This window comes from Pseudomonas sp. BIGb0558 (assembly GCF_024807515.1).
In the GTDB taxonomy this organism is placed as follows: domain Bacteria; phylum Pseudomonadota; class Gammaproteobacteria; order Pseudomonadales; family Pseudomonadaceae; genus Aquipseudomonas; species Aquipseudomonas yamanorum_A.
Map to the genome: position 1 here is coordinate 16,663 of NZ_JANUEW010000012.1, position 26,509 is coordinate 43,171.

Below are 26,509 nucleotides of genomic sequence, written 5' to 3' on the forward strand. Positions count from 1 at the left end.
TTTTGAAATGTGGAAGTATTTTAAAAGCCGGAATTACTTCTTCAAAACCACCAGCACATCTTCCAGTTCGGAGATCATCTGGCGGATCAGTTGCTTGTATTGGGTGGTGTCGTCTTTGGCTTCATCACCGGACATACGCTGGCGCGCGCCGCTGATGGTGAACCCCTGGTCGTACAACAACGCACGGATCTGCCGGATCATCAGCACATCCTGGCGCTGATAATACCGACGGTTCCCGGTGCGTTTGACGGGGTTGAGTTGAGGAAACTCCTGCTCCCAATAGCGCAGCACGTGCGGCTTTACCGCACAGAGCTCGCTGACTTCACCAATGGTGAAGTAGCGTTTGCCTGGGATGACGGGCAGTTCGTCGTTATGACTTGGTTCCAGCATAAGCCTCAACTCGGGCCTTCAACTTCTGCCCTGGACGAAAGGTGACCACACGGCGAGCCGTGATCGGGATTTCTTCTCCCGTTTTTGGATTGCGGCCAGGCCGCTGGCGTTTGTCCCGCAGGTCAAAATTGCCGAAACCGGACAATTTGACCTGTTCGTTGTCTTCAAGAGCGTGCCTGATTTCTTCAAAGAACAGCTCGACCAATTCCTTGGCCTCGCGTTTGTTCAGGCCCAGCTCTTCATACAGACGTTCCGCCATCTCAGCTTTCGTCAAAGCCCCCATACGTCACTTCCTTAACGTGGCGTTCAACCTTTGTTCGAGCGAGGTGAGGATATTTTGTGTCGTCGTATTCACCTCATCGTCATTAAGAGTGCGCGATGGATGCTGCCAGGTCAAGCCAACTGCAAGGCTTTTTCTATGCGGATCAATGCCTTTACCCTGATAGACGTCAAATAGCCTGAGGTCTGTCAGCCATTCCCCTGCATTTTCACGGATTACGTCCAGAACCGCACTGGCTGCAACACCTTGATCAGCAATCAGCGCCAGATCACGTCGTACTTCAGGGAAACGCGACAACTCGCTGAATTTAGGCATTTTGCCCGAGGCGACTTCAGCCAAGACTAGCTCAAAAACGAAGACTGGACGGTCCAGCCCCAGGGTTTTCGACAGTTCAGGGTGAATCGCACCCACGAAGCCCACCAGGCGACCTTCACGTTCGATACGTGCGGTCTGCCCCGGGTGCAACGCCGGGTGTTTGCCTGGGGTGAAAGTGAAGGCATCCAGCGCACCGGCAAAGCCCAGTACCGCTTCCACATCGGCCTTGACGTCGAAGAAGTCGACGGTGTCGCGCCCCTGTGCCCAGCCTTCCGGCAGACGGCTGCCGCAGACTACGCCAGCCAGCATCGGCTCTTGCTTCAGGCCATCCAGCTGACCGACAAAACGCAGGCCGCTTTCGAACATGCGAACGCGGTCTTGCTGACGGTTCAGGTTATGGGAAAGCGCTTTCACCAGACCCGGCCACAGCGACGAACGCATGGCCGCCATGTCGTTGGAGATCGGGTTAGCCAGCAACAGCGGCTCGACGCCTGGGTTGAACAGTTCGAATTGCTTTGGATCGATGAAGCTGTAGGTCACCGCTTCCTGATAACCACGAGCCACCAGCAGGCGACGCAGTTCCGGCAGGTGCGCACGGGCTTCAGCTTTCGGCTGTGGCGCCAGGCGCGCTTGCGGGTAACGGACCGGCAGGCGGTTGTAGCCGTACAAGCGGGCCAGCTCTTCGATCAGGTCGACTTCCAGGCTGATATCGAAGCGATGGCTTGGCACTTCTACGTGCCACTGCCCCGCTTCACCGGCAGAAATACCGAGACCGAGTGCCGACAGCAGGCGCTCGATTTCAATCGGGTCGATCACCAGGCCAAGCATTTGCTCAACGGCCTTGGCGCGCAGGATGATCGGTGCAACCGACGGCAGGTGCTGCTCGCTGACGGTCTCGATGATCGGGCCGGCTTCGCCGCCAGTGATTTCCAGCAGCAGGCCAGTGGCGCGCTCCATGGCTTCACGGGCCAGTTGCCAGTCCACGCCACGCTCGTAGCGGTGCGAGGCGTCGGTGTGCAGGCCGTAGGAGCGGGCCTTGCCGGCAATGGCGATCTGATCGAAGAAGGCGCTTTCGAGGAAGATGTCACGAGTGGTTGCGGACACGCCGCTGTGCTCGCCACCCATCACACCGGCAATCGCCAGGGCGCGGGAGTGGTCAGCGATCACCAGGGTGTCAGCGCGCAGGCTGACTTGCTGGCCATCGAGCAGCACCAGCTTTTCGCCTTCTTCGGCCATGCGCACGCGGATGCCACCGTTGATTTCGGCAAGATCGAAAGCGTGCAGCGGTTGGCCCAGCTCCAGCATCACGTAGTTGGTGATGTCGACGGCAGCGTCGATGCTGCGCACTTCGGAACGGCGCAGACGCTCAACCATCCACAGCGGGGTTGGCTTGGACAGGTCGACGTTACGGATCACACGACCCAGGTAACGTGGGCAAGCGTTGGGTGCCAGCACTTCGATGGAGCGTACTTCGTCGTGCACGGCAGGGACGGCTGCAACCGCCGGACGTGTAACGGCGGCGGCGTACAGCGCGCCGACTTCACGTGCCAGGCCGGCCAGGGACAGGCAGTCGCCGCGGTTCGGGGTCAGGTCGACCTCGATGCTGGCGTCTTCCAGTTCCAGGTAGACACGGATGTCCTGGCCCACTGGTGCGTCGGCCGGCAGTTCCATCAGGCCATCATTGCCTTCACCGACCTGCAGCTCCGCCTGGGAGCACAGCATGCCGTTGGATTCAACGCCACGCAGCTTGGCCTTCTTGATCTTGAAGTCGCCCGGCAGCTCGGCACCGATCATGGCGAACGGGATTTTCAGGCCCGGGCGCACATTGGGCGCTCCGCACACGACCTGGAAGGTTTCCGCACCATTGCTGACCTGGCACACACGCAACTTGTCAGCATCCGGGTGTTGCTCGGTGCTCAGCACCTCGCCCACTACCACGCCACTGAAAACACCGGCGGCCGGCGTAACGCTATCGACCTCAAGGCCGGCCATCGACAGACGGGCAACCAGCTCGTCGCGACTTACCTGCGGGCTTACCCAGCCACGCAGCCATTGTTCACTGAATTTCATCCTGCTCTCCTAAAGATCCGTTACGACTAGCGAAATTGCGCGAGGAACCGCAAGTCGTTGTCGAAGAACAGACGCAAGTCGTTCACGCCGTAACGCAGCATGGCCAGACGCTCAACGCCCATGCCGAAGGCAAAGCCCGAGAATTCTTCCGGGTCGATCCCGGACATGCGCAGCACGTTGGGATGAACCATGCCGCAACCCATCACTTCCAGCCAGCCGGTCTGTTTGCAGACGCGGCAGCCTTTACCGCTGCACATCACGCATTCCATGTCGACTTCAGCGGATGGCTCGGTGAACGGGAAGAACGAGGGACGGAAACGCACCGCCAGCTCTTTCTCGAAGAACACCCGCAGGAACTCTTCGATGGTGCCTTTGAGGTCGGCGAAGTTGATGTCGCGATCAACCAGCAGGCCTTCGACCTGGTGGAACATCGGCGAGTGGGTGATATCGGAGTCGCTGCGGTACACACGGCCTGGGCAGACGATGCGGATCGGCGGCTTCTGCGATTCCATGGTGCGGACCTGTACCGGCGAGGTATGGGTGCGCAGCAGCATGTTCGCATTGAAATAGAAAGTGTCATGCATCGACCGGGCCGGGTGATGGCCTGGGATGTTGAGCGCCTCGAAGTTGTGATAGTCGTCTTCGACCTCAGGGCCTTCGGCAATGCCGTAGCCGATGTGGGTAAAGAACTGCTCGATACGTTCCAGAGTCCGGGTAATCGGATGCAGGCCGCCCGAGGTCTGGCCACGGCCAGGCAGGGTCACGTCAATGGACTCGGCGGCGAGCTTGGCCGCAAGATCGGCCTCCTCGAGCGACGCCTTGCGCGCATTGAGAACCTCTGTAACACGCTCCTTGGCCACGTTGATCAGCGCACCGACTTGCGGACGCTCTTCAGCCGGCAAATTCCCCAGGGTCTTCATCACCTGAGTCAATTCACCCTTTTTGCCAAGGTAGTGAACCCGGATTTGCTCCAGGGCATTGATATCTTCTGCGCTTTGCACAGCCTCTAGTGCTTGAGAGACCAGCGCATCCAGGTTTTCCATGTACAGACTCCAGATACAAAATAGGGGAAGAGCTTGAAGGCTCTTCCCCTATTTAAGACGTTTAACACCTTGGGCCACGAAAGCGGCCCAGGGTGACTGTCGGGGGTACTTAAGCCAAGGTGGCTTTAGCTTTCTCGACAATCGCAGCAAACGCCGCTTTTTCGTTCACTGCCAGATCAGCCAGAACCTTACGGTCGATCTCGATGGACGCTTTTTTCAGGCCAGCGATGAAACGGCTGTAGGACAGACCGTTAACACGTGCACCAGCGTTGATACGAGCGATCCACAGAGCGCGGAACTGACGTTTTTTCTGACGACGGTCACGGTAGGCATATTGGCCAGCCTTGATAACCGCTTGCTTGGCAACACGGAATACGCGTGAACGCGCGCCGTAGTAGCCTTTAGCAAGTTTCAGAATTTTCTTGTGGCGCTTACGCGCCATGACGCCACGCTTTACACGAGCCATGAGTTACTTCCTCTATTCTTGACTAAAATTAACGAAGGCGCAGCATGCGCTCGACTTTTGCCACGTCAGACGGATGCAGCAAGCTGCTACCGCGCAGTTGACGCTTACGCTTGGTCGACATTTTAGTCAGGATGTGGCTCTTGAAAGCGTGCTTGTGCTTGATACCGTTAGCAGTTTTCAGAAACCGCTTAGCAGCACCACTTTTAGTTTTCATCTTTGGCATGTTCGGTACTCCGCATTCAGTTGATAAACATAATCAGAAGGCCTGCCGTGCCCTATTGATTACTTCTTCTTTTTCGGGGCGATGACCATAATAAGCTGGCGTCCTTCCATCTTCGGATGCTGTTCGACCGAACCGTACTCGAGCAGGTCAGCTTCAACCCGCTTGAGGAGTTCCATCCCCAGCTCCTGGTGGGCCATCTCACGGCCGCGGAATCGCAAGGATACCTTGGCCCTGTCCCCATCACTCAGGAAACGTACCAGGTTGCGCAGTTTTACCTGGTAATCCCCTTCCTCCGTCCCTGGACGAAACTTGATTTCTTTTACTTGAATCTGCTTCTGGTTCTTCTTCGCCGCGGCAATCTGCTTCTTCTTTTCGAAGATCGACTTGCCGTAGTCCATCACCCGGCAAACGGGTGGGACTGCGTCGGCGGAGATTTCCACCAGGTCCAATTTGGACTCTTCAGCAATACGAAGCGCTTCATCAATCGAGACGATGCCAATCTGCTCGCCGTCAGCGCCAATTAACCGAACCTCGCGTGCCGAGATATTCTCGTTGATCGGGGCTTTCGGTGCAGCTCGTTTATCTTGTCTCATTTCACGCTTAATAATAATTACTCCGAATCTGGGCGACCACGCCGGGAAACCGCTTGCGCGAGGAACTCAGCGAACTGGGCGACGGGCATCGAGCCCAGGTCAGCACCTTCACGAGTACGCACAGCGACAGTCTGCATCTCGACTTCCCGATCTCCGATAACCAAAAGATAGGGAACCTTGAGCAAAGTATGCTCGCGGATTTTAAAGCCGATCTTTTCATTTCTCAAGTCGGACTTGGCACGAAACCCGCTTTCATTGAGAGTTTTTTCAACTTCAGCGGCAAAATCTGCCTGTTTATCAGTGATATTCATGATCACTGCCTGTGTCGGAGCCAGCCACGCAGGGAATGCACCCTCGTAGTGCTCGATCAGGATCCCGACGAACCGTTCGAACGAGCCGAGGATCGCCCGGTGCAGCATAACCGGGTGTTTACGGCTGTTGTCTTCGGAGACGTATTCGGCTCCCAGACGGATCGGCAGGTTAAAATCGAGCTGCAGGGTACCACACTGCCAGACGCGACCAAGGCAATCTTTCAGCGAGAACTCGATCTTCGGACCGTAGAACGCGCCCTCGCCCGGTTGCAGGTCGTACGCAAGGCCCGCGCTATCAAGGGCGGCGGCCAGTGCAGACTCGGCGCGATCCCACAGCTCATCGGAACCGACGCGTTTTTCCGGACGAGTGGACAGCTTCATTTCGACTTCGGTAAAGCCGAAATCGCGGTACACGTCCATGGTCAGCTTGATGAACGCAGCGGATTCGGCCTGCATCTGCTCTTCGGTGCAGAAGATGTGGGCGTCATCCTGGGTGAAGCCGCGCACGCGCATGATGCCGTGCAGCGCACCCGACGGCTCGTTACGGTGGCAGGCACCGAACTCGGCCAGACGCATCGGCAACTCGCGGTAGCTCTTCAGGCCCTGGTTGAACACCTGTACATGGCACGGGCAGTTCATCGGCTTGATGGCGTAGTCGCGGTTTTCCGACTGGGTGGTGAACATGTTGTCGGCGTAGTTGGCCCAGTGCCCGGATTTCTCCCACAGGCTGCGGTCAACGACTTGCGGAGTCTTGATCTCCAGGTAGCCGTTGTCGCGCTGAACCTTGCGCATGTACTGCTCGAGCACCTGGTACAGGGTCCAGCCGTTCGGGTGCCAGAACACCATGCCCGGCGCTTCTTCCTGGAGGTGGAACAGGTTCAGGCGCTTGCCGATCTTGCGGTGGTCGCGTTTTTCGGCTTCTTCGATGCGCTGGATGTAGGCCGCCAGCTGCTTCTTGTCAGCCCAGGCAGTGCCGTAGATCCGCTGCAGTTGTTCATTCTTTGCGTCACCGCGCCAGTAGGCACCGGACAGCTTGGTCAGTTTGAACGACTTGAGGAACCGCGTGTTCGGCACGTGCGGGCCACGGCACATGTCGACGTATTCTTCGTGGTAATACAGGCCCATGGCCTGCTCGTCCGGCATGTCTTCCACCAGGCGCAGCTTGTAGTCTTCGCCGCGGGCGGTGAACACATCGATCACTTCGGCACGCGGAGTGACCTTCTTGATGACGTCGTAATCTTTCTCGATCAGCGCGTGCATGCGCTGCTCGATGGCCGCTAGGTCGTCCGGAGTGAAGGGACGCTCGTAGGCGATGTCGTAATAGAAGCCTTCGTCGATGACCGGGCCGATGACCATCTTCGCGGTTGGGTACAGCTGCTTGACCGCATGGCCAATCAGGTGCGCGCAAGAGTGGCGAATGATCTCCAGCCCCTCTTGATCCTTGGGCGTGATGATTTGCAGGCTGGCATCAGAGGTGATCAGGTCGCTGGCGTCAACCAGCTTGCCGTCGACCTTGCCGGCCACGGTGGCCTTGGCCAGGCCGGCACCAATGGATGCGGCGACCTCGGCTACGGAAACCGAATGATCGAATGAACGTTGACTGCCGTCGGGAAGAGTAATAGTTGGCATGGCGCCTCCTCTCCTAGTGGTGACCCCTACCAAAGGTCACGTGGGTTGGGATGAGCCAGTACAAGATCCAACACCAGGCCGTTCAGTGATGAACGCCTGCCTTACAGCGGCAGGAGCCTTTCGGCCAACCGATAATCGAACCAGAGTGACTGGAGTTAAACAAAAAAGACCTTGGCAAGGCGGCAAAGGGCGCGCCGGAAAATAGCCAAGCGAAAGATGCTAGCACAGATGAACGGTCATGGCGCCGGCTCCGCTTCATGAAACGCAAATTCCCGGCTTTTAGCGCCAAAAGTGAACTTGAACTGTACGGCGAGCCTCAAACACACCGAGAATCACCGTTCGTCCACGACTCCAGGAGCATTTCATTATGCGTTTTACCTCGACTTTCGCCCTTGCTGCATCCCTGACCTTCATGTCCCTTGGCGCGCACGCCGCAGCCCCTTCGAACTGGCCTGCCGGCGCGCGGGACAGCTTCATCAAGGATTGCAGTGCTGCCGCCCAACAAAGCGTTGATAAAAAAACCGCCCAAGACCATTGCGAATGTGGCGCGGACAAGATCAATGCCGAATTGAGCGGTGCGGAGATCAAGGAACTCATGACCAACCAGAACGTAGATCCCGCGCTCAAGAACAAAGCTGTCGCGGCTATTTCGTCCTGCAAAGTCGTGAAGAAAAAGTAATATTCAGGCCCTGCCAGACCAGTTAATGGACCAAAAACAGCCCTGAAAACTGCCATTTCTCACAAATTACGCAGCTTTTACGGCTTTTTTTACCAGCTGATATTTCGTGCAGAAGCCCCGTAGATCGGGGCTTTCAGCCAACCAAGGCATGAAACACAACGCGATTGATTAGCAAACAATGCCTTGGGGGGGCTCCCAAGCCGAACATTTCGACTATGATAGCTCGGTGTGCCCAGTTGGCCTGAGCAGCACAGCACTACTGAAAATATATGTTTCTTGGAGATACACCATGTCTAATCGCCAAACCGGCACCGTTAAATGGTTCAACGATGAAAAAGGCTTCGGCTTCATCACTCCTCAAGGTGGCGGTGACGACCTGTTCGTACACTTCAAAGCTATCGAAAGCGACGGTTTCAAAAGCCTGAAAGAAGGCCAAACCGTTTCCTTCGTGGCTGAGAAAGGCCAAAAGGGTATGCAAGCTGCACAGGTTCGCCCAGAGTAATTTCTGCGCTGATCTAAAAAACCCCGTCCATGTGACGGGGTTTTTTATGGCCTGGATAAAAGCGCTGTAACAATCAGCCGCAATTGACCCGATTGATCACCAGGTTGTCATCGGTATTGAGGTTCAGGCGGTCGGAGCGGTATTCCAGGGTGACCATGTCGTCTGGCTTGAGGATTCGTGCGTTCTGCGCACCGGCGCGGCTACGGGCCTGTTCCAGCAGTTGTGGCGAAGCCTTCTGGCCGATTGCGAACTCGGCAGCCTTCGCCTCACAGCGGCTATGACCGGCATCGGTCACGGCAGTGTCTTTGGCTGGCTCAGAGGTACCCGGGGTGCTGCAGCCCGTCAAGACAAGCGCAGCCAACAAAGTACCGAGTGATGCGAGCTTCCAAGGCATGAAGCCTCCTTTGAGAAAAATGGACAGAGATCGTGCGACCATGGTTTGGCCGTTTGGTTTCAGAATTGTCACAAATGGCCGTGGGCCAGTCTGCCTGAGTCGACGCTTCAGATTGGCGAATCAATCGTCACCAGATATGAACGCACTCAGTAGATGTCGATGTAATCAAACGGTGGCTTCGGCCAGTTCTGCTTGAGGGCGTTGAAAATCTGCATCACCCACACTTCATCGCTGGCCGCGACGTTGCCGACATAACCGGAACCCGCCGCCCAAGTCTCCAGGCGGAACAACAGGCCATCGATATCAACACCGCCCACCACGCCCGAAGAGATGTAGGCAATGCCGGCCTTTGTGACGCGCAATTGGGTGTGAACGTTGTCACTGGCGCTGGCAAGCAACTGCCTCACAGCGTCCAGCGTGAGGCTCTCGGGGTTGTTCAAATCGATCTGCACGCGGTTTGCCCTGGCAATTAAACAGGCCGACAGTGTCGCACAGCCCTCCCCTCATGCCTAAGTAGCAGTGTCAAACGCTGCGCAAAATGGTTAACTCCACGCGCCAGTTAATGCACCAACCGCCTTTCAGCCTCGCGAGACACCCATGACCATCGTGACGATCCACGCCGACATCAAAGCCAAGTGGCCCCACGGGCAAAGCTCCTACAGCCCGGGCAGCCCGGAGGAGTTGGCAATCATCGGTATCGACCTGCTGGTCAAGGAACTGGGAACACAGGCCGCGCAGGCATTTATCGGCCAGGTATTCGAGAAATACCCGGCCGATCACATGGGGGCACCAGACCCCGAGCGCGAATAAGACCCGGCCGACGAGCGTCGACCGGTAGACCGCTTACTTCAGGCGACCAAGACGTTCGGTCAGCAGATCGAAGAAGCCCTGGGCATCGCCGTTTTCAACCCAGAACGCGTTCTTCGGTTGTTTCAGACCGTCGTACCAGTCGACGATGGTCTGGCCGAAGGTCGGGCCTTCACGGCTGTCCACCACCACGTTGACCTCACGGCCACTGAACAGCGAAGGCTTGAGCAGGTAGGCAATGACGGTTGCGTCATGCACCGGGCCACCCGGGATGCCGTAGTGCTCCATGTCGCCTTTGACATATTCATTAAGAATATCGCCCACCACCTTGCTCGCGTTGTTGTTCAACGCAGCAATCTGCTTCAGGCGTGCGTCGCTGGTCAGCACTTTGTGGGTCACGTCCAACGGCAGATACGTCAGCTTGACGCCACTTTTGAGCACGATCTCGGCCGCGATTGGGTCCGCGAACAGGTTGAACTCAGCCACCGGCGTGATATTGCCGCCGTTGAAGTGCGCGCCGCCCATCACCACCACTTCCTTGATGCCTTGGGTGATTTCCGGTGCCTGGGTCAATGCCAGCGCCAGGTTGGTTTGCGGGCCGAGCATGGCGATGGTGATGCTGTGAGGCTTGGCGGTGCTGAGGGTCTTGATCAGGTAATCAACGGCATTGCCCTCGGCCAGGCCTTTTTTCGGCTCATGCACGGTGACACCGGAGATGCCTTCCTTGCCGTGGATGTTTTCGGCATAGATCGGCGTGCGCAGCATCGGCTTCGGAGCACCAGCGTATACCGGGATTTCCTCGCGCCCTGCCCACTCGCGGGCCAGGCGCGCATTGCGAGAGGTCTTGTCGAGACGCACATTGCCGGCAACGGTGGTCAGCGCGCGAATCTTCAACTCATCGGGCGAGGCCATGGCGAACAGCAGGGCCACCACGTCATCGGCACCGGGGTCGGTATCGATGATCAGGTCGATTTTTTCCGCCCCATGGGCGCTTGCAGCAGTTAGCACGGACAAAAGCAGCACACTCCGGAACAGGTGTCGCAGGGTTTGGGTACCACGTTGCATGACGCACTCCTTGTCGTTGGGAAATTCTAGAACGTTACGCCGGAGACCAGCGCGATATTGCAGTAAGGCTGGCACTCGCCGGTGCGCACCACCGCCCTCGCCTTGCGGCTGAGCTGCTTGAACTCTTCGTGGCTGACCAGGCGGCGCTCGCCAAGGGCGGCCTGCTCGGTCAGGGTATTGAGATCAGCCAGGGCCGGCGGTTGCTTGAGCAGGATTTCTTCGGCAAGCACGTGGCTTTCCACCTGCATTTCGCTGAGCACGATGCGCAGGGTGCTGACGAAATCCGGGATGCCTTTGGTCAGTGCCAGGTCGATCAGCTCGACGCCCGGCGGCACAGGCAGGCCGGCATCACCGATCACCAGAATGTCGCCATGGCCAAGGGACGCGATCAGCCGCGACAGCGCGATATTGAGCAAGGGAGTCTTTTTCATGAGGGCACAAAACCTTGGACGTCATGCAATGTAGGAATGGAGGGTTGTGCGCCGGCCCGGGTCACGGACAACGCCGCCGCCACCTGGCCGAAACGAATGGCCTCGGCCTCGCTCTTGCCGTTGGCCAGCGCCGCCGCAAAACCACCAACGAAGGTGTCACCGGCAGCCGTGGTATCCACCGCCTTGACCTTGGGCGCCACCAGGTGCTCAAAGCCCTGGCCGTCGGCAAACAACGCGCCTTCGGAGCCGAGGGTAATGATCACTTTGCCGGCACCGGCCTTGATCAAATGCGTGGCGGCGACCTTGGCGCTGTCCAGTGAGTCGACCACCACGCCACTCAAAGCCGAGGCTTCGCTTTCATTGGGAATCAGGTAGTCGATGGCAGCGTACCAATCCTCAGGCAGCGGACCGCTGGCCGGCGCCGGATTGAGGATCACGGTCTTGCCCAGTGCGCGACCGCGCTTGAGGGCATGGCCGACGGTGTCCATCGGTGTTTCAAGCTGGCAGACGATGACGTCGGCGGCCTGCAGCACGTTATCAAATGTCTGCAATTTGGCAGGAGTCAGCTCGCCGTTGCTGCCGGCGACGATAACGATCGCGTTCTGGCTGCTGTCATCCACCACAATCAGCGCCACGCCACTGGAACCGTCGACGGTGCTGACGGCCTGGCAATCGATACCTTCCACCAACAATGCATCGCGCAGTTGCGCGCCATAGGCATCGGAGCCCACGCAGCCGACCATAGCGACCTCGGCCCCGAGGCGCGCCGAAGCGACCGCCTGGTTGGCGCCCTTGCCGCCCGGGACGGTAGAAAACGATTGGCCGATCAGGGTTTCACCGGCGCGGGGCAGCCGGCTGGCCCGGGTGACCAGGTCCATGTTCAGGCTGCCTATTACCACTATTTTTGCTGGCATACATCAGTACTCATCAATTCGGTTCAGCGGTATTGGGCGAACACACCGGCCAACGGCGCCGTCGACTCGCGCAGGACAATACTCGGCGTCACGATGCGTTGATCGATCGGCAATTGGGGTGTCGCAATTCGTCGCAACAAAAGCTCGGCCGCCATCTCTCCCAGTTGCAGGATCGACTGGCCTACCGTGGTCAGCGCCGGGTACACGTACTGGCTCATTTGAATATCATCGAACCCGATCACCGACAGCTCGCCGGGTACGCGGATATTGCGTTCGGCCGCCGCGCGCAAGACGCCGAAGCCGATCATGTCGTTGCCGGCAAAAATCGCGCTGGGCGGATTATCCGCCAGCAGTTGCGCCGCAGCCGCGTAACCACCGGTGCTGGTGAAATCACTTTCCAGCACGCGACCGGCAGGCACTTCCAGCCCGGCCTCGGCCAGGGCGCGGTAGTAACCCGCCATACGCATCTGCGCCACACGGGTATGGCTCGGGCCACCAATGCAGGCAATGTCGCGATGGCCCAGATCCAGCAAGTGCCGAGTCGCCAGGTAAGCGCCCTGTTCGTGGTCGATGCGCACCAGGTCGACATCGATCCCGTCCAGCGCCCGGTCGACGATGACCATGGGCGTGCGCACCGCTTTCAGGCCCGTCGCCAGGCCGCTGTCGTCACCGCCAACGGAGGTCACGATCAGCCCGTCGATGCGTTTTTCCAGCAGCACCCGCAGGTAGCTGCGCTGCTTTTCGGCATTGTCGTCGGAGTTGCAGAGGATCACGCAATAGCCGTTACGCTCGCAGTAATCCTCGATGCCCCGGGCCAGCTCCGCAAAGTACGGGTTGAGGCTGTTAGGCACCAACAGGCCGATGGTCGCGGTGGTCTTGGCCTTCAGCGATCGCGCGACCGCACTGGGCACGTAGTCGAGCTGCTTGATGGCCGCCTCGACCTTGATCCGCACCGGCTCGCTGACCGGGCGCGTCTTGTTCACCACATGGGACACGGTGGTGTAGGAAATCCCCGCCAGCGCAGCCACATCCTTGATCGTTGCCATGGCTCAGGCTCGCCGACTGGCGCGCTGGCTACGGTAAGTATCCAGCACCACCGCGATCACGATCACGGCACCGGTGATGATACGTTTGGTCGGTTCGGTGGCACCAATCTGCGCCAACCCTGCCGCCAGTACCGAGATGATCAGCACGCCGAAGAACGTGCTGATCACCGAGCCACGCCCGCCCATCAGGCTGGTGCCGCCAATGACCACGGCAGCGATCACTTGCAACTCCAGGCCGGAACCGGCGTTGGGGTCTGCCGCTTCCAGGCGGGAAATCTGGAACAGTGCCGCCACGCCGGCCAGCAGGCCCATCAGGCTGAACACCAAAATCTTGTAGGGCTTTGGATTGATCCCGGCCAGACGCACGGCCTCTTCGTTGGTACCGATGCCGATCAGGTAGCGACCGAACACGGTACGCGTCAGCACCAGCTGCGCGGCGATAATCACCAGCAGAGCGATGATGAACGACGGAGAAATCCCGAAAGCCACCGGGTTGGACAGCCAGGCAAACGAATCACCGATATAGGCGGTGCGCGAGCCGGTCATCTGGTACGCCACGCCGCGGGCCATTTCCAGCACGCCGAGTGACACGATGAACGACGGAATACGCCAGGCCACGGTGATCGAACCGGTAATGGTACCAGCCAACGCGGCGCAACCCATGCCCAGCACAGCGGCCGGCAACACACTCCAGCCCCAGCCGAGAATCGCCACGCTGACGGCGGATGCGGCCAGGGCCAGCACCGAGCCCACCGACAGGTCGATGCCGCCGATGATCAGCACGAAGGTCATACCGACCGCCAACACCATCAGGTCGGGAATCTGGTTGGCCAGGGTGCTGAAGGTGTCGTACGAGAGGAAGTGGTCGCTCAGGAACGAGAACAGCGCAATCATCGCCAGCAAGGCGCCGGCCAGGCCCAGGTAGGTGCCCAGGCCGTAGAAGTTGCCGCCACGTTTTGCGGGGGAAGAAGTGGTTTTCATGGGGTATTCCTAGGCGCTGCCTCATTGAGCAACGCATCACGTTTCTGATAGCCGGCAAAAGCAGCGGCAAGCAATTCGTCCTGGGTCCAGCTGTCGCGCTCGAAGGTCTCGATCAAGCGCCCGGCGGAGAGCACGCCGATACGGTCACAGATCAGCATCAACTCACGCAGGTCGCTGGACACCACCACCAGCGCCTTGCCCTGGCGGGTCAGATCGCCGAGCAAAGCGTAAATATCGAATTTGGCGCCGACGTCGATGCCCCGGGTGGGCTCATCAAACAGCATCACCTCACAATCGCGCTCCAGCCAGCGGCCAATCACCACTTTCTGCTGGTTACCGCCCGACAGCTCGGACACCAACTGCGCCGGGCTGGAACTGCGGATGCGCATCGCGTCGACCTGGCGTTTGGCCAGGGCGGTTTCATCGCGACTATTCACCATGCCGGCACTGGACACTTTCGGCATGTTGCCCAGGGCGATATTGGCGCCGATGGATTGGGTCAGCAGCAGGCCTTCGCCTTTACGGTCCTCGGTGATCAGGGCGATGCCATGACCGACCGCGTCGGCGGGCGAGCGAATGCTGACGACTTGTGCAGGCGTGCCCAGGGCGACGGTGCCGCTGTCGGCCAGGTCGGCCCCGAAGATCAGGCGCAACAACTCTGTACGGCCGGCACCGATGAGGCCGGAGATGCCGTAGATTTCGCCGGCACGCACTTCAAACGACACGTCGCGGACCTTGTCCGAGCGCGTCAGGCCTTTGACCGTCAACAGCGGCGCGCCGATGGTGCGCGGGCCCAGGTCGATTTTCTCGCCCAGTTCGCGGCCCACCATCAGCGTGACCAACTGCTCGCTGTTGTAGTTGGCCATCGGCTCGACACACACCAGTTTGCCGTCACGCAATACCGCGATGCGCTGGGCGACACGGGCCAGTTCTTCGAGCCGGTGGGAAATATAGATAATCGCCACGCCCCGGGCTTGCAGGCGGGTGATTTGCTCAAACAGCATCTCGACTTCACGGGCGGTCAACATCGCCGTGGGTTCGTCGAGGATCAATACGTGGCAATCGCCGATCAGGTTGCGGGCGATCTCGACCATCTGCTGGTGGCCGATGCCGAGGCTGCCGACCAGAGTGTCCGGGTCGATGGCGTCCAGGCCAACCTGGGCCATGGCTTCAATCGCGGCCTTGCGCAATTGCTTGCGGCTGATCCAGCCACCGTGGCTGGGCAGGTTATCGAGGAACAGGTTTTCGGCGACCGTCAGGGTCGGCAGCAGGTTGAGTTCCTGCATGACCATGCGGATGCCCTGCTCTTCGGCCTGGGTGCGGCTACCCGGCGTGTAGGCCTGGCCATTGAACTGCATGTGGCCGTCGGTCGGTGTGACCAGCCCACCGATGATCTTCGACAGGGTGCTTTTACCTGCACCATTCTCACCGGTAAGCGCCAACACTTCCCCACGATTGAGCGTCAGGGTGATGTCGGATAGAACCGGTTGGGCATAGGTCTTGCCGATACCGCTGACCGAGAGGACAGCGTTCGGTGCGGAAGATGACATAGGAACGTCTCCAGGCGTCCGCTCGGGGTGAGCGGACGCTGTTTTGTGCTGCCGGGGATTACTTCTTGAGGATGAGTTCGACCGGGGTTTCGATCATGCCATCCACTGCATCGACTTTTTCACCCTTGACCAGTTTCAGAGCGTTCTGGATACCGAACACGGCTTGCTGGGCAGCGGCCTGGTCGGCGGTGGCCAGGACACGGCCGTCCTGCAGCATCGGCTTGATGGCTTCGATGTTGTCGTAGCCAACCACGAATACCTTGCCCGCCTTGCCGGCGCCGCGCACGGCGGAGACTGCGCCCAGTGCCATGTTGTCGTTACCGGCCAACAGTGCCTTGATGTTCGGGCTTGCCTGGAGCATCGCAGCGGCAATCGCGTTGCCCTTGTCGATTTCCCATTCGCCGGACTGGGTGGAGACGATCTTCACGCCGGCGGCATCCATCGCATCCTTGAAGCCAGCGGTACGCTGCTGGGCGTTAGTGGTGGTGGACACACCTTCGATGATGCCAACCTCGTCACCCTTGGTGAGGTGCTTGGCCAGTTCTTCACCCACCAGGCGCGCGCCTTTGCGGTTGTCCGGCCCCACGAACGGAATATTCAGGGATTTGCTTTTCAGCACGTCCACATCAAGACGGTTGTCGATGTTGACGATCTTGATGCCTTTGTCGGAGGCCTTTTTCAGCACGGTGACCAAGGCTTTCGAATCAGCAGGAGCAATGACGATGGCGTCCACTTTGGACAGGATCATCTGATTGACGATATCAATCTGCGCAGCGGTATCGGTTTCGTTCTTGATCCCGTTGGTGATCATGTCGAAATCGGCGGCGTGGGCTTTCTGGTATTCCTTGGCACCGTCTTGCATGGTGACGAAGAATTCATTGGCGAGGGATTTCATGACCAGGCCGACCTTGGGTTTGGCGGCGGTCTCGGCGGCAAATGCAGAGGAAAGAGGCAGGGCAGCGGATGCGGCAGCAAGCACAGCGACAGCAAGAAGACGTCCAGCAAATGGCAGCTTCATGGGTTCACTCCGATCTTATGATTATTGTGAGCAACGCTTGCACCGAAGAACGCTTCGGCAGCCATCCCACCCGGGCGACTGATACGAGTTTTCACGACACTCGGGGGGCACCCCGTGAAACAACTCGCAAACGTTTGCGTTAGATCAAACTATGAGAAGCTTGTCGAGATTTGTCAACGGGAGAAAACAGCCTTTTGATGAATACGCTCTACGCCCCGCCCTCGCGGCCATTGGCTGCCCTCATTAAACATCGGCGCCGTTTGCTCGTTCTCTGAAACGACAGGTCGCGGTGTGCCTGCCACGTATAACGCCCTCTCTTTTCCGTCATCCCTTTCGGACAACCGAACACTCACCCGCCAGTTTGTTCGGAAAGCCGGACACGAAACAAAAATCATCGGCTGAAAACCGAACAAAAATAGATATAAATCAATAAGTTAAATTCTATTTAATAACAAAATACCGCTGGTACAAATCCTGCTCTTACTCAGCACCTCGCGGCGCTCAGAACCGCCCGGGTGTTTCTAGATGAACCTGCATCAGCACTCATCCAAAACTAGAGAGAAGAATAATGAAATCTGCGTTGAAAACTTTCGTCCCGGGCGCGTTAGCCCTCCTGCTGTTGTTCCCTGTTGCCGCTCAGGCAAAAGAAGCTGAAACCAAGCAAAAACTGTCCAACGTGGTGATCCTCGCCACTGGCGGCACCATCGCCGGCGCTGGCGCCAGCGCAGCCAACAGTGCGACGTACCAGGCCGCCAAAGTCGGCATCGAACAATTGATCGCCGGTGTTCCTGAGCTTAGCCAGATCGCCAATGTACGCGGCGAGCAAGTGTTGCAAATTGCCTCCGAAAGCATCACCAACGAAAACCTGCTGCAACTGGGTCGCCGCGTCGCCGAACTGGCAGACAGCAAGGACGTCGACGGCATCGTGATCACCCACGGTACCGACACCCTGGAGGAGACCGCCTACTTCCTGAACCTGGTGGAAAAGACCGACAAGCCAATCGTGGTGGTCGGCTCGATGCGCCCGGGCACTGCCATGTCGGCTGACGGCATGCTCAACCTGTACAACGCCGTTGCCGTAGCCGGCAGCAAAGACGCCCGCGGCAAAGGCGTACTGGTGACCATGAACGACGAGATCCAGTCGGGCCGCGATGTCAGCAAGATGATCAACATCAAGACTGAAGCGTTCAAGAGCCCATGGGGCCCGCTGGGCATGGTAGTTGAAGGCAAATCCTACTGGTTCCGCCTGCCAGCCAAGCGCCACACCATGAACTCGGAATTCGACATCAAGACCATCAAAAGTCTGCCGGATGTCGAAATTGCCTACTCCTACGGCAACGTAAGCGACACTGCCTACAAAGCCCTGGCCCAGGCCGGTGCAAAAGCCATCATCCACGCCGGTACCGGCAATGGTTCGGTGTCTTCCAAGGTGGTGCCTGCCCTGCAGGAACTACGCAAGCAAGGCGTGCAGATCATTCGCTCTTCCCACGTGAATGCCGGCGGTTTCGTTCTGCGTAACGCCGAACAGCCTGACGACAAATACGACTGGGTGGTTGCCCACGACCTGAACCCGCAGAAAGCCCGCATCCTGGCGATGGTCGCCCTGACCAAGACTCAGGACAGCAAGGAACTGCAACGGATGTTCTGGGAATATTGATCGCCCTCAGGCCTGGCCGGTAACGGTTGGGCCATCCCGCTCGTGGCGCATCGCGAGCGGGTCCAACTTCCCCCGCTTTACCCCTCGCGCAAAAAATCCTTGAAAAACAAAGCCCTCCTACACCAAATCGGCAAAAGCATTGTCAGAAGAACTTCTTGAATTTTAAGCAGTTGCGAAATTGCCCACAGTTAAATACTGTATGCACGTACAGCCTAATAAGGAATACTCCGTGGCAAAGCCCTCCTCCGCCGTATCGACAACCCCTGATGCCTACGAACGCCTGGCCGTTCGCGTGCAGAAAATCATCAATTCCACCAATGCCCAAAAAAACAAGGCAGCGTTGATTTTCCGTTTGCCGGAGGAACCGGAAGACGAGTGGGCGCGACTACTGGAGGAGATTGCAGAAAACGACAACGTCACCCTCGCCTATCGCGATGACGGTGGCGTGCAGATTTTCTGGGTTGTGCCGAAGGAAGATTGAGTCAATGAGTGTCCGTTTTATCAGTGTGTTGTTTGTGTTTTTTGCTGTCACCGCTCACGCGCAAGCCCCCAAGACCTTCAGCGAAGCCAAGAAAATCGCCTGGAAGCTTTACCAGCCGCAATCCACGGAGTTTTATTGCGGCTGCAAATACAACGGTAACCGGGTGGACCTGAAAGCCTGCGGCTATGTCCCGCGCAAGAACGCCAACCGGGCGGCACGTATCGAGTGGGAGCACATTGTTCCCGCCTGGCAAATCGGCCATCAGCGCCAGTGCTGGCAGGAGGGCGGGCGCAAGAACTGCACCCGCAAGGATGCGGTATACAAGCGTGCCGAGGCGGACCTGCACAATCTGGTGCCGAGCATCGGCGAGGTGAATGGCGACCGTAACAACTTCAGTTTTGGTTGGCTGCCGGTGCAAAGCGGGCAATACGGCTCGTGCCTGACGCAGGTGGACTTCAAGGCCAAGAAGGTCATGCCTCGCCCATCCATTCGCGGGATGATCGCCCGTACGTACTTCTATATGAGCAAGCAGTATGGCTTGCGTCTGTCGAAACAGGACCGCCAGCTCTACGAGGCCTGGAACAAGACTTATCCGGTACAACCCTGGGAACGCCAGCGCAATCAAACCGTGGCGTGTGTGATGGGGCGCGGCAATGAATTCGTCGGCCCGGTGAACCTGAAAGCCTGCGGCTGAATAAAAACGCGGGAGCGCTGGCGTCTCCCGCAGGCCGGTAGCTTACTGTGCAACCTTGTGTTCGATGACCTCGGACACGGTGTCATTCTTCTTCGCCGTGACCAGTTTCTGGGTCAACTGCGCCTGCTTCGCTTCAGCCTCGGCCTTGGTGCTGAACGGCCCCATCAATACCTGGTCCTTACCGTCTTCCTTCACCAGATAGAAACTGAAACCGTGTTCGAGCAACCACGCGGTCAGGTCAGTCATCGCCTGGAGCTTGTGATCCGGCGGCCCCACCCATACATCCCACTCTTGAGAGGCGATCGCACCGACCGCAGGTTGAGCCTGGGCGGGCGCCTCGGCAACGGCAGGCCTGGCCTTGGGCGCATCGACGCTTTTACCTTCACCGCAACCGGCCAATGCCAACACCGCAATTGCCATCGCTACTTTACGCACTACCCTGCTCCTTAGAGGATCAAAGAGGCGACTTTATCATTCACTGTCTATTCTGGCCGTCATAAACGTTGGCTTAAACAATGCGAATGATGTATCGCAGACCTGTATGATGGCGCCATGGGAATTAATGCCGCCTCTATGCGTCCTAAAAGAGGCAGCCACAGGGAAGCGCTTCGCAGTAAGCTACACACATCCGACATCTGCCCTGTCTGAACATGTGCCTTTCAAAGCAATCAAGGAGAAGTCCATGCTGATACTCACCCGCAAAGTCGGTGAAAGCATAAATATCGGTGATGACATTACCATCACCATTCTGGGCGTTAGCGGCCAGCAAGTAAGAATCGGCATCAATGCTCCAAAGGACGTTGCCGTGCATCGCGAGGAGATCTACCAACGTATCCAGGCGGGCCTGACGGCTCCGGATAAAAACCAGACACCTTGAAGCGCCTCCAGTAGCCAGCCCTTTCGTTCACTGTAACGGCTGGCGAAAACCTCTTTAGCCTGCTCGCGGCTTTACGCGGCCAGCGCGCCCTATTTCCCTCGCTCCAACCCCGGGCCGCCTTCAGCCAAGGCCGACGCCGCGCGCCATACCCGTTGCCGCGATCATCATCAGCACAACCAGCAGCGCCTGCAGGTGGCTGATGCGTGCAAAAAGACCTGCCTGGTGCAGATCCAGACGCGTGCCCCGAACCAAGCCGATACGCCATTTGATAAAGCGGATCATCGGCGCGAGCTCAAGTAACAAAATTAATGCAAACAGCGTCATCTTCACGTGAAACAACGGCTGGTGCAGGTAATACTCACTGCCTTTTTCGTAACTGCCAAAGGCCCGCAGGCCACCGGTTATCAGGAGCACCAGAGCACTGATCCCCCAGATGTTGTCCGCGATCAACACGCTGCGTACGGTGGATGGGGCACTATCAGAAACACCGCGCAGGGCCTTGCCCCGCGCAATCACGGCTGATAACGCCATGGCGAATGCCAGTAAATGGACGGCTGCAAGAAACCACTGGATGAACATAAGGCGTACTCCCTTCTGTCTGACACATGGCAGGAACCCTGTTCAGTAATAGCCGCTGGCTGCGTTACACGCATGAAACAACCTGCAAACAAAGGGAACTTGTTGAATGTTACAGAGCCGAATCTCGTGACAAATCTTTTACAGTCTGCAGCGCGCCAAGGAGCACGTTGATGAGGCGACCTGGTAAACAACCCCACTTATCCAAGTCCTGGATGATCGCCGTGCTGATAGGCGTGGTCTTTTTTGGGCTGGAATATGGTCTGCGGTACAAAATGGAGGGCACCTCCGACAAGGCCTACTCCTGGCTGGACCTGACGCTGTTCCTGAGCGCCTATTTGTTTTTCTTCTGTCTCAAGCCGATCCAGGCCGCCATTCATCGAAAACTGTGCCGGCGTGCTCCTCGCCGCGAGCGCCGGAAAGCGTCCTCCTGATCCCAGGCAGGGCCCCCGTGAAACCCCGTTTAATCGCTATCAGATCGCCGGTATTTACAGGCGCCCGCCACAACCTATGCTAGGGCGTGCACGGTCAGTGAAAGGTTGCAGCGCAGATGGACACTCTGAGCAAAACTGAAATCGAAGCGGCACTGGCAGCGCGCCTGCCGAGCTACAAAGTCGTATGCACCCTGCATGCCGACGGCACGCTTTCGGCGGTCCTCAGCGGCCCGGAAGCTGATCACTTTGCGGTGACCGGTATCGTCCGGGCGCACCATCGAGGGCCGGAGGCGATTGCCAGGCTCGCCAGCGAAATCCTCAAGGAAATGGTGTTGTCTCGTCAGGGGCTCAAGAGCAACCGCCTCCAGACGCTGGCCGACAACGACCCCGCTGCTGAACCGTCTGCTTGCAAAGAAGGCCGATCCGGGTAACCCGATCGGCCTTCTTTTCATGTCAGGCGCTGTAAGTGCAGCAGCCCGGCATCATCGCGCTGAACCTGCAAATGCTCGTACCCGGCAATCGACGGGTGCTCGGTGACCATCGGCACAAGGTGCGTCGACGTCACCACCATCACATCGGCCCCCGCCGCCTCACCGGCGCGAATCCCGACGCTGGCATCTTCAAACACCAGGCAGTCCTGTACCGCCACTCCCAGCCGTTGCGCACCGAGCACATAACAGGCCGGATCCGGCTTGCCGCTGGCGACGTCCTCCGCCGTGACCAAGACCGCCGGCGGATTGATCCCGGCCGCTTGCATACGGCGCAGGGCCAATGCCCTGGGCGCAGACGTGACCAGCGCCCATTGATCGCCAGGCAACGCGTTGAGAAATTCCACCGCGCCGGCAATCGCCACTACCCCTTCCACATCCTCGAGTTCAGCCTCGGTGATCCATTGCGCCTCTGCCTGCGCATCAACACCGGGCAACGCCTGACGGGTGATGGTATCGATGGCCCGGGCGCCATGGATGGTCTTCAGGAACGCCGCGACATCCAGCCCATGGCGTTCAGCCCAGGTGGCCCAGACGCGCTCGGCGGCGGCAATGGAGTTCAGGAGCGTACCGTCCATATCGAACAGAAAGGCACGGTAACGATTGGCGAATACAGCTGAATCGCGGGTGGACACTGCTCGGCTTCCTCTTGCTTTCGTCACCCGGTCTTGGGTGCTGACGAACCACTTGCCTGATGCAATCTACGGATCGGCCCAAACGCTGTAAACCTTATTCCGGGCGACGGTTTTGTATCGGACTGTATGGAAACCCTGCCTGGATACGCGGACCTGCATTTGGCCACGCCCGGGCACACATGGCGGATACACCGCGAGGATCAACTACGACCACCAGCCAATCCGGCTGCCTCACTCGCAGGAGCATCACCATGTTCAATTTCTCGAAAGCTTCCTCCCTGGTATTCGGCCTGGCGGTCGTCGCAGGCCTCGGGCTGTCATCCGTGGCGTCGGCCCACACCCACGCCGCGGTAGTCAAAGGCGAAGCTTCGCACCTGGTTGCCGAGGGTGGTGCGGACCGCCTGCATGAGCGCGGCCTGGCAGAAGGTGGCGCCGAGCGCGTGCAGGCAGCCCGTACGGTGTGATGCGGCATCACACCACGCTGAACCCGGGCAGCCTCCAGGCTGCCCATTGCATTACAAACTTGTCATTAAGCTGTCAGTGTTGCCAGCACCCTCACTTCATACAGTGAAGTCGTCAGTCACCCACAGCGGGTGACCCAACTTCCCACTGATAAAGAAGCGAGCCCGCCCCATGAAACCTGCAAGCAAACTCTGCCTGATCGCCGCCAGCCTGTTGATGCTGGGCACCGGCGCCGCCGTAGCCGGCCCGATTGCCCCGGTGAAAGCCAACAACGTGGTACTGGTACACGGCTCCTGGGCTGACGGCTCCAGCTGGTCCGAAGTGATCACCCGCCTGCAAGCCGCCGGCCTGCATGTGACCGCCGTACAAAACCCGCTGACCTCGGTGGCAGATGACGTCGCCGCCACCAACCGCGTACTCGATCAACAGGACGGTCCTACCGTGCTGGTGGGCCATTCCTACGCTGGTACCGTGGTCAGCGACGCCGGGGCCAACCCGAAAGTCAGCTCGCTGGTGTACGTCGCCGCCCGCGCCCCGGATGCCAACGAAGACTTCGTCGCCCTGTCGGCCAAGTATCCGTCCACGCCCGTACGTGCAGGCGTGGTGGAGCACGACGGCTACCTGACCCTGAACCAGGATGCCTTCCTCAAGTACTTCGCCGCCGACGTGCCTCGCGCCAAAGCCATGGAGTTGTACGCAGTCCAGCAACCCATCGCCAAGACTCTGTTCAGCGGCCGCACCGTCAACGCCGCGTGGCATACCAAGCCGTCCTGGTATGCGGTGTCCAGCAACGACCAGACCATCAACCCGGACCTGGAACGCTTCCTCGCCAAGCGCATGAACGCCACCACCATCGAGCTGCCGTCGAGTCACTTGTCGCTGGTTTCCCACGCCAAGGAAATCACCGACCTGATCCTCGAAGCGTCCGGCCGCCAGCCTTAATCCCTTCATTACGATCTTGTCATCATCCTGTTGGTTGGCTGTTTGTGTCCCCTGGTTACTGTGAACTCACTGCCGCAGACCGGCAGCCAACCCTTAAAGAGAAATACCGCCATGAAAACTTTTATCCTCGGTTTTGCCGCCCTCCTCGCCACCGGCTCGGCCTTTGCCGATACCACGACCTCGGTGATCCACGACAAACCTGGCTTCTTCATGCACATGGACGTGGCGAAAGTACTGTCGAGCACCGACACCTACGGCCAGTGCGGCATCGTCCCCGCCCGCCTCGACTACCTGGACAGCCAGGGCCGCGAACACGTGCTGGACTACCAGGTACAGGGCATCGGCTGCCCCAATGACAATTGATCGGGCTACACTTGCGCCACGCACAACCGGCACATCAACAGGGCAATCCCATGAATATCCTCGTAGTCGAAGACGAGCCCAAGGCGGGCAACTACCTGCTTAACGGCCTGCAGGAACTGGGTTACTCCGTGAGCCTCGCCCGCGATGGCGTAGACGGTTTGCACCTGGCCCTGGAAACCCCGTTCGACGTGATCGTGCTGGACGTGATGATGCCGAAGATGGACGGCTGGGAAGTGCTGCGTCGCCTGCGCAAGGAAGCCGATACGCCGGTGCTGTTCCTCACCGCCCGGGATGACATCGCCGACCGCATCAAGGGCCTGGAGCTGGGCGCCGATGATTACCTGATCAAGCCGTTTTCCTTCGCCGAACTGGTGGCGCGCCTGCGCACCCTGACCCGGCGCGGGCCAAGCCGTGAAGAAGAACAACTGCAGATCGCCGACCTGCAGATCGACGTGCTCAAGCGCCGCGTCACCCGCGGCGGCGTGCGCATCACCCTGACCAACAAGGAGTTCGCCTTGTTGCACCTGTTCGCCACCCACCAGGACCAGGTGCTGTCGCGCTCGCTGATCGCCTCGCGGGTATGGGACATGAATTTCGACAGCGACACCAACGTGGTCGACGTGGCCGTGCGCCGCCTGCGCCTGAAAATCGACGACCCGTTCCAGCTCAAGCTGATCCACAGCGTGCGCGGCATCGGCTACCGCTTCGATACCCAACCATGAGCCAGCCTCGGCATTACTCCCTGACCCTGCGCCTGGCACTGATCTTTGCCTTGCTGGCCTTCGCCCTGCTGGCCACTCTCGGCGTAGCGCTGTACCGCGAGCTTGAGCGTGAACTGATCCACCGGGACGACGCCGCACTGATCTACCGCGTCGACCAACTGCGCAACCTGCTGAACGACAGCAACACCCTGGACCTGATCAAGACCAAGCCGGAGCTGTTCCAGAACATGCTGGGCAACCGCGAATCGGTGCTGAGCATCGCCGCGCCCGGGCAGAAGCCATTGCTGGAGGTGAACCCCGGCAACATCGACATGCCCGACGTGACCCCGGTACCCCGGGACCACACCCTGGAATTCGCCGACGTGCAGCACTTGCCCGGCATCAATGGCGTGCCCTTCTCTACCCTGGCAGCCACTATCGATTCGGGCGACCTGGGCAGCCTGCAAGTCACCACCGGGCGGCTGATGACCGAGCGCACCGCCGTGCTCGCCAGCTATCGGCTGAGTGTCTACATCCTCGCCAGTATCGCCGCGCTGGTGCTGGCGGTGGTCGGCTACCTGATGGTGCATCGCGGCCTGCTGCCATTGCGGCGCCTGGCGGTGCATGCCCAAGGCATCGGCGTGGGTAACCTCGCCGCGCGCCTCGACAGCCACGGCGCACCGAAAGAACTGCTGCCGATGATTGATTCGTTCAACACCATGCTCGAACGCCTGGCCAAGGGCTTCGTGCAATTGGGCCAGGTCTCCACCGACATGGCCCACGAACTGCGCACACCGATCAATAATTTGCTTGGAGAAACCCAAGTGGCGTTGCAGCAACACCGCAGCGTCGAGGCCTACCAGCAACTGCTCGCCTCCAACGTCGAAGAGCTCGAACGCCTGGCGCGCATGCTCGACAACATGCTGTTCCTGGCCCGCACCGACCCGGCCAGCGCCCTGCGCCAACGCCAGGAACTGGACGCGGCCGACGAAGTGGAACGCATGGCCGACTACTTCGAAGGGCTGGCGGGCGACGTCGACATCAGCATTCTCGCCCAAGGGCACGGGGTGATCTGGGCCGAACCCATGCTGCTGCGCCGTGCCCTGGCCAACCTGTGTGCCAATGCCATCAAATATGGTGCGCCAGGTACCGAACTGCTGATCCGCGCCACGCCCTGCGCCGAGGGCATCAGCCTGAGCGTGACCAACCACGGCGCGACCATTGCGGCGGAGCACTTGCCGAGGTTGTTCGAGCGGTTTTATCGCGTGGATGAATCCCGGGAACGTTCGGCCCATTCCAACGGGTTGGGGCTGTCGATTGTCGCGACCATCATGCTATTGCATAACGGCCGGTACAGCGTGAGCAGTGAAGACGGCGTGACGTGCTTCGCGTTGTTTTTTCCCGGGCGGGAGGCATAGCTGCTTGCCATGGAGCAGGGTCTTCAAGCATCGTAGCGCCCCCATCGGATACGGTGGCTTCCCCTCTCTCAATC

General features: G+C 59.1%; 34 protein-coding genes. 14 read left to right on the forward strand and 20 right to left on the reverse strand.

Annotated elements, in window-relative coordinates; genetic code table 11:
* Positions 1-33 precede the first annotated feature (33 nt).
* The 8 genes from M2400_RS16160 to thrS form a co-directional block, all read right to left on the reverse strand.
* Positions 34-390: a MerR family transcriptional regulator gene (locus M2400_RS16160; protein WP_003174972.1), complete on the reverse strand. Its 357-nt coding sequence runs from the start codon at positions 388-390 to the stop codon at positions 34-36.
* A complete protein-coding gene (ihfA, locus tag M2400_RS16165; RefSeq protein WP_002553164.1) occupies positions 371-673 on the reverse strand; it encodes an integration host factor subunit alpha in 303 nt (100 codons plus the stop codon). Before ihfA ends, M2400_RS16160 begins: the two co-directional genes overlap by 20 nt.
* A 3-nt stretch (positions 674-676) precedes the next feature.
* Positions 677-3,055: a phenylalanine--tRNA ligase subunit beta gene (gene pheT / locus M2400_RS16170; RefSeq protein WP_259197335.1), complete on the reverse strand. Its 2,379-nt coding sequence runs from the start codon at positions 3,053-3,055 to the stop codon at positions 677-679.
* Positions 3,056-3,081: 26 nt separating this feature from the next.
* Positions 3,082-4,098 (reverse strand): phenylalanine--tRNA ligase subunit alpha, encoded by a 1,017-nt coding sequence (pheS, locus tag M2400_RS16175; protein WP_003219939.1) that lies wholly within the window; start codon positions 4,096-4,098, stop codon positions 3,082-3,084.
* 109 nt (positions 4,099-4,207) lie between these two features.
* Positions 4,208-4,564 carry a 50S ribosomal protein L20 gene (rplT, locus tag M2400_RS16180; RefSeq protein WP_003219940.1) on the reverse strand — a complete coding sequence of 119 codons (357 nt, stop codon included), beginning with the start codon at positions 4,562-4,564 and terminating at the stop codon, positions 4,208-4,210.
* A gap of 28 nt (positions 4,565-4,592) precedes the next feature.
* Complete coding sequence (gene rpmI / locus M2400_RS16185; RefSeq protein ID WP_002553160.1) at positions 4,593-4,787, reverse strand: 50S ribosomal protein L35; 195 nt, start codon at positions 4,785-4,787, stop codon at positions 4,593-4,595.
* Between the two features lie 59 nt (positions 4,788-4,846).
* Entirely contained in the window at positions 4,847-5,398 is a 552-nt protein-coding gene (gene infC, locus M2400_RS16190) for a translation initiation factor IF-3 (RefSeq protein WP_169850653.1), read from the reverse strand.
* Complete coding sequence (thrS, locus tag M2400_RS16195) at positions 5,398-7,320, reverse strand: threonine--tRNA ligase (protein ID WP_177078969.1); 1,923 nt, start codon at positions 7,318-7,320, stop codon at positions 5,398-5,400. Before thrS ends, infC begins: the two co-directional genes overlap by 1 nt.
* Positions 7,321-7,684: 364 nt before the next feature.
* Here thrS and M2400_RS16200 point away from each other — a divergent pair, with 364 nt between their 5' ends.
* Positions 7,685-7,999: a hypothetical protein gene (locus M2400_RS16200; RefSeq protein ID WP_259197348.1), complete on the forward strand. Its 315-nt coding sequence runs from the start codon at positions 7,685-7,687 to the stop codon at positions 7,997-7,999.
* A 289-nt stretch (positions 8,000-8,288) separates the two neighbouring features.
* Positions 8,289-8,501, forward strand: a complete 213-nt coding sequence (locus tag M2400_RS16205) for a cold-shock protein (RefSeq protein ID WP_003179963.1) — start codon at positions 8,289-8,291, stop codon at positions 8,499-8,501.
* Between the two features lie 73 nt (positions 8,502-8,574).
* Here the strand turns inward: M2400_RS16205 and M2400_RS16210 are convergent, their stop codons facing one another.
* Both M2400_RS16210 and M2400_RS16215 read right to left on the reverse strand, forming a co-directional pair.
* Entirely contained in the window at positions 8,575-8,895 is a 321-nt protein-coding gene (locus M2400_RS16210) for an I78 family peptidase inhibitor (protein ID WP_177115339.1), read from the reverse strand.
* 146 nt (positions 8,896-9,041) lie between these two features.
* Positions 9,042-9,347, reverse strand: a complete 306-nt coding sequence (locus tag M2400_RS16215; protein WP_177043907.1) for a hypothetical protein — start codon at positions 9,345-9,347, stop codon at positions 9,042-9,044.
* A 145-nt stretch (positions 9,348-9,492) separates the two neighbouring features.
* On the opposite strand from M2400_RS16215, the gene M2400_RS16220 reads away from it, so the two are divergent.
* A complete protein-coding gene (locus tag M2400_RS16220; protein WP_003219951.1) occupies positions 9,493-9,705 on the forward strand; it encodes a hypothetical protein in 213 nt (70 codons plus the stop codon).
* 33 nt (positions 9,706-9,738) lie between these two features.
* Here M2400_RS16220 and M2400_RS16225 read toward each other — a convergent pair whose 3' ends face one another.
* From M2400_RS16225 to M2400_RS16255, 7 genes are read right to left on the reverse strand one after another with little or no spacing between them, the layout of a single operon-like run.
* Complete coding sequence (locus M2400_RS16225) at positions 9,739-10,767, reverse strand: nucleoside hydrolase (protein WP_010175635.1); 1,029 nt, start codon at positions 10,765-10,767, stop codon at positions 9,739-9,741.
* 26 nt (positions 10,768-10,793) lie between these two features.
* Positions 10,794-11,198 carry a D-ribose pyranase gene (gene rbsD, locus M2400_RS16230; protein WP_177043908.1) on the reverse strand — a complete coding sequence of 135 codons (405 nt, stop codon included), beginning with the start codon at positions 11,196-11,198 and terminating at the stop codon, positions 10,794-10,796.
* The gene (rbsK, locus tag M2400_RS16235; RefSeq protein WP_259197334.1) at positions 11,195-12,112 is read right to left on the reverse strand and encodes a ribokinase; all 918 of its coding nucleotides are present in this window, start codon (positions 12,110-12,112) and stop codon (positions 11,195-11,197) included. The genes rbsD and rbsK overlap by 4 nt, the downstream gene beginning before the upstream one ends.
* Positions 12,113-12,135: 23 nt before the next feature.
* The gene (locus tag M2400_RS16240; protein WP_003219958.1) at positions 12,136-13,158 is read right to left on the reverse strand and encodes a LacI family DNA-binding transcriptional regulator; all 1,023 of its coding nucleotides are present in this window, start codon (positions 13,156-13,158) and stop codon (positions 12,136-12,138) included.
* A 3-nt stretch (positions 13,159-13,161) separates the two neighbouring features.
* Entirely contained in the window at positions 13,162-14,139 is a 978-nt protein-coding gene (locus tag M2400_RS16245) for an ABC transporter permease (RefSeq protein WP_003219960.1), read from the reverse strand.
* Entirely contained in the window at positions 14,136-15,689 is a 1,554-nt protein-coding gene (locus tag M2400_RS16250) for a sugar ABC transporter ATP-binding protein (RefSeq protein ID WP_177043910.1), read from the reverse strand. The genes M2400_RS16245 and M2400_RS16250 overlap by 4 nt, the downstream gene beginning before the upstream one ends.
* A 58-nt stretch (positions 15,690-15,747) precedes the next feature.
* Positions 15,748-16,707 (reverse strand): sugar ABC transporter substrate-binding protein, encoded by a 960-nt coding sequence (locus M2400_RS16255; protein WP_259197333.1) that lies wholly within the window; start codon positions 16,705-16,707, stop codon positions 15,748-15,750.
* A 568-nt stretch (positions 16,708-17,275) separates the two neighbouring features.
* On the opposite strand from M2400_RS16255, the gene M2400_RS16260 reads away from it, so the two are divergent.
* From M2400_RS16260 to M2400_RS16270, 3 genes are all read left to right on the forward strand, one after another.
* Positions 17,276-18,364, forward strand: a complete 1,089-nt coding sequence (locus tag M2400_RS16260) for an asparaginase (protein WP_010175648.1) — start codon at positions 17,276-17,278, stop codon at positions 18,362-18,364.
* A gap of 229 nt (positions 18,365-18,593) precedes the next feature.
* Positions 18,594-18,845 carry a DUF1654 domain-containing protein gene (locus M2400_RS16265; protein WP_177043912.1) on the forward strand — a complete coding sequence of 84 codons (252 nt, stop codon included), beginning with the start codon at positions 18,594-18,596 and terminating at the stop codon, positions 18,843-18,845.
* A 4-nt stretch (positions 18,846-18,849) separates the two neighbouring features.
* Positions 18,850-19,539, forward strand: a complete 690-nt coding sequence (locus tag M2400_RS16270) for an endonuclease (RefSeq protein WP_177078972.1) — start codon at positions 18,850-18,852, stop codon at positions 19,537-19,539.
* Between the two features lie 42 nt (positions 19,540-19,581).
* Here the strand turns inward: M2400_RS16270 and M2400_RS16275 are convergent, their stop codons facing one another.
* A complete protein-coding gene (locus tag M2400_RS16275; RefSeq protein WP_256390381.1) occupies positions 19,582-19,974 on the reverse strand; it encodes an SPOR domain-containing protein in 393 nt (130 codons plus the stop codon).
* Between the two features lie 247 nt (positions 19,975-20,221).
* On the opposite strand from M2400_RS16275, the gene csrA reads away from it, so the two are divergent.
* A complete protein-coding gene (csrA, locus tag M2400_RS16280) occupies positions 20,222-20,416 on the forward strand; it encodes a carbon storage regulator CsrA (RefSeq protein WP_003192511.1) in 195 nt (64 codons plus the stop codon).
* 120 nt (positions 20,417-20,536) lie between these two features.
* On the opposite strand, the gene M2400_RS16285 is transcribed toward csrA, so the two are convergent.
* Positions 20,537-20,995, reverse strand: a complete 459-nt coding sequence (locus tag M2400_RS16285; RefSeq protein WP_259197332.1) for a DUF2214 family protein — start codon at positions 20,993-20,995, stop codon at positions 20,537-20,539.
* Between the two features lie 212 nt (positions 20,996-21,207).
* Here M2400_RS16285 and M2400_RS16290 point away from each other — a divergent pair, with 212 nt between their 5' ends.
* Positions 21,208-21,426: a hypothetical protein gene (locus tag M2400_RS16290; protein ID WP_371321481.1), complete on the forward strand. Its 219-nt coding sequence runs from the start codon at positions 21,208-21,210 to the stop codon at positions 21,424-21,426.
* Between the two features lie 116 nt (positions 21,427-21,542).
* Positions 21,543-21,857, forward strand: a complete 315-nt coding sequence (locus M2400_RS16295; protein WP_259197331.1) for a hypothetical protein — start codon at positions 21,543-21,545, stop codon at positions 21,855-21,857.
* Between the two features lie 17 nt (positions 21,858-21,874).
* Here M2400_RS16295 and M2400_RS16300 read toward each other — a convergent pair whose 3' ends face one another.
* Positions 21,875-22,549 (reverse strand): HAD family hydrolase, encoded by a 675-nt coding sequence (locus tag M2400_RS16300; RefSeq protein WP_177043917.1) that lies wholly within the window; start codon positions 22,547-22,549, stop codon positions 21,875-21,877.
* Positions 22,550-22,800: 251 nt separating this feature from the next.
* Between M2400_RS16300 and M2400_RS16305 the strand changes: the two genes are divergently transcribed.
* The 5 genes from M2400_RS16305 (at position 22,801) to M2400_RS16325 (ending at position 26,435) form a co-directional block, all read left to right on the forward strand.
* A complete protein-coding gene (locus M2400_RS16305) occupies positions 22,801-23,013 on the forward strand; it encodes a phage infection protein (protein WP_177043918.1) in 213 nt (70 codons plus the stop codon).
* Positions 23,014-23,182: 169 nt separating this feature from the next.
* Complete coding sequence (locus M2400_RS16310; RefSeq protein WP_177078975.1) at positions 23,183-23,953, forward strand: alpha/beta fold hydrolase; 771 nt, start codon at positions 23,183-23,185, stop codon at positions 23,951-23,953.
* A 111-nt stretch (positions 23,954-24,064) separates the two neighbouring features.
* Positions 24,065-24,316, forward strand: coding sequence for a DUF2790 domain-containing protein (locus M2400_RS16315; protein WP_177043920.1), 252 nt, complete (start codon positions 24,065-24,067; stop codon positions 24,314-24,316).
* Between the two features lie 50 nt (positions 24,317-24,366).
* Positions 24,367-25,038: a heavy metal response regulator transcription factor gene (locus tag M2400_RS16320; RefSeq protein ID WP_010175671.1), complete on the forward strand. Its 672-nt coding sequence runs from the start codon at positions 24,367-24,369 to the stop codon at positions 25,036-25,038.
* On the forward strand, positions 25,035-26,435 hold the full coding sequence (locus tag M2400_RS16325; RefSeq protein ID WP_177043921.1) for a heavy metal sensor histidine kinase: 1,401 nt from the start codon (positions 25,035-25,037) through the stop codon (positions 26,433-26,435). The genes M2400_RS16320 and M2400_RS16325 overlap by 4 nt, the downstream gene beginning before the upstream one ends.
* Positions 26,436-26,509 lie beyond the last annotated feature (74 nt).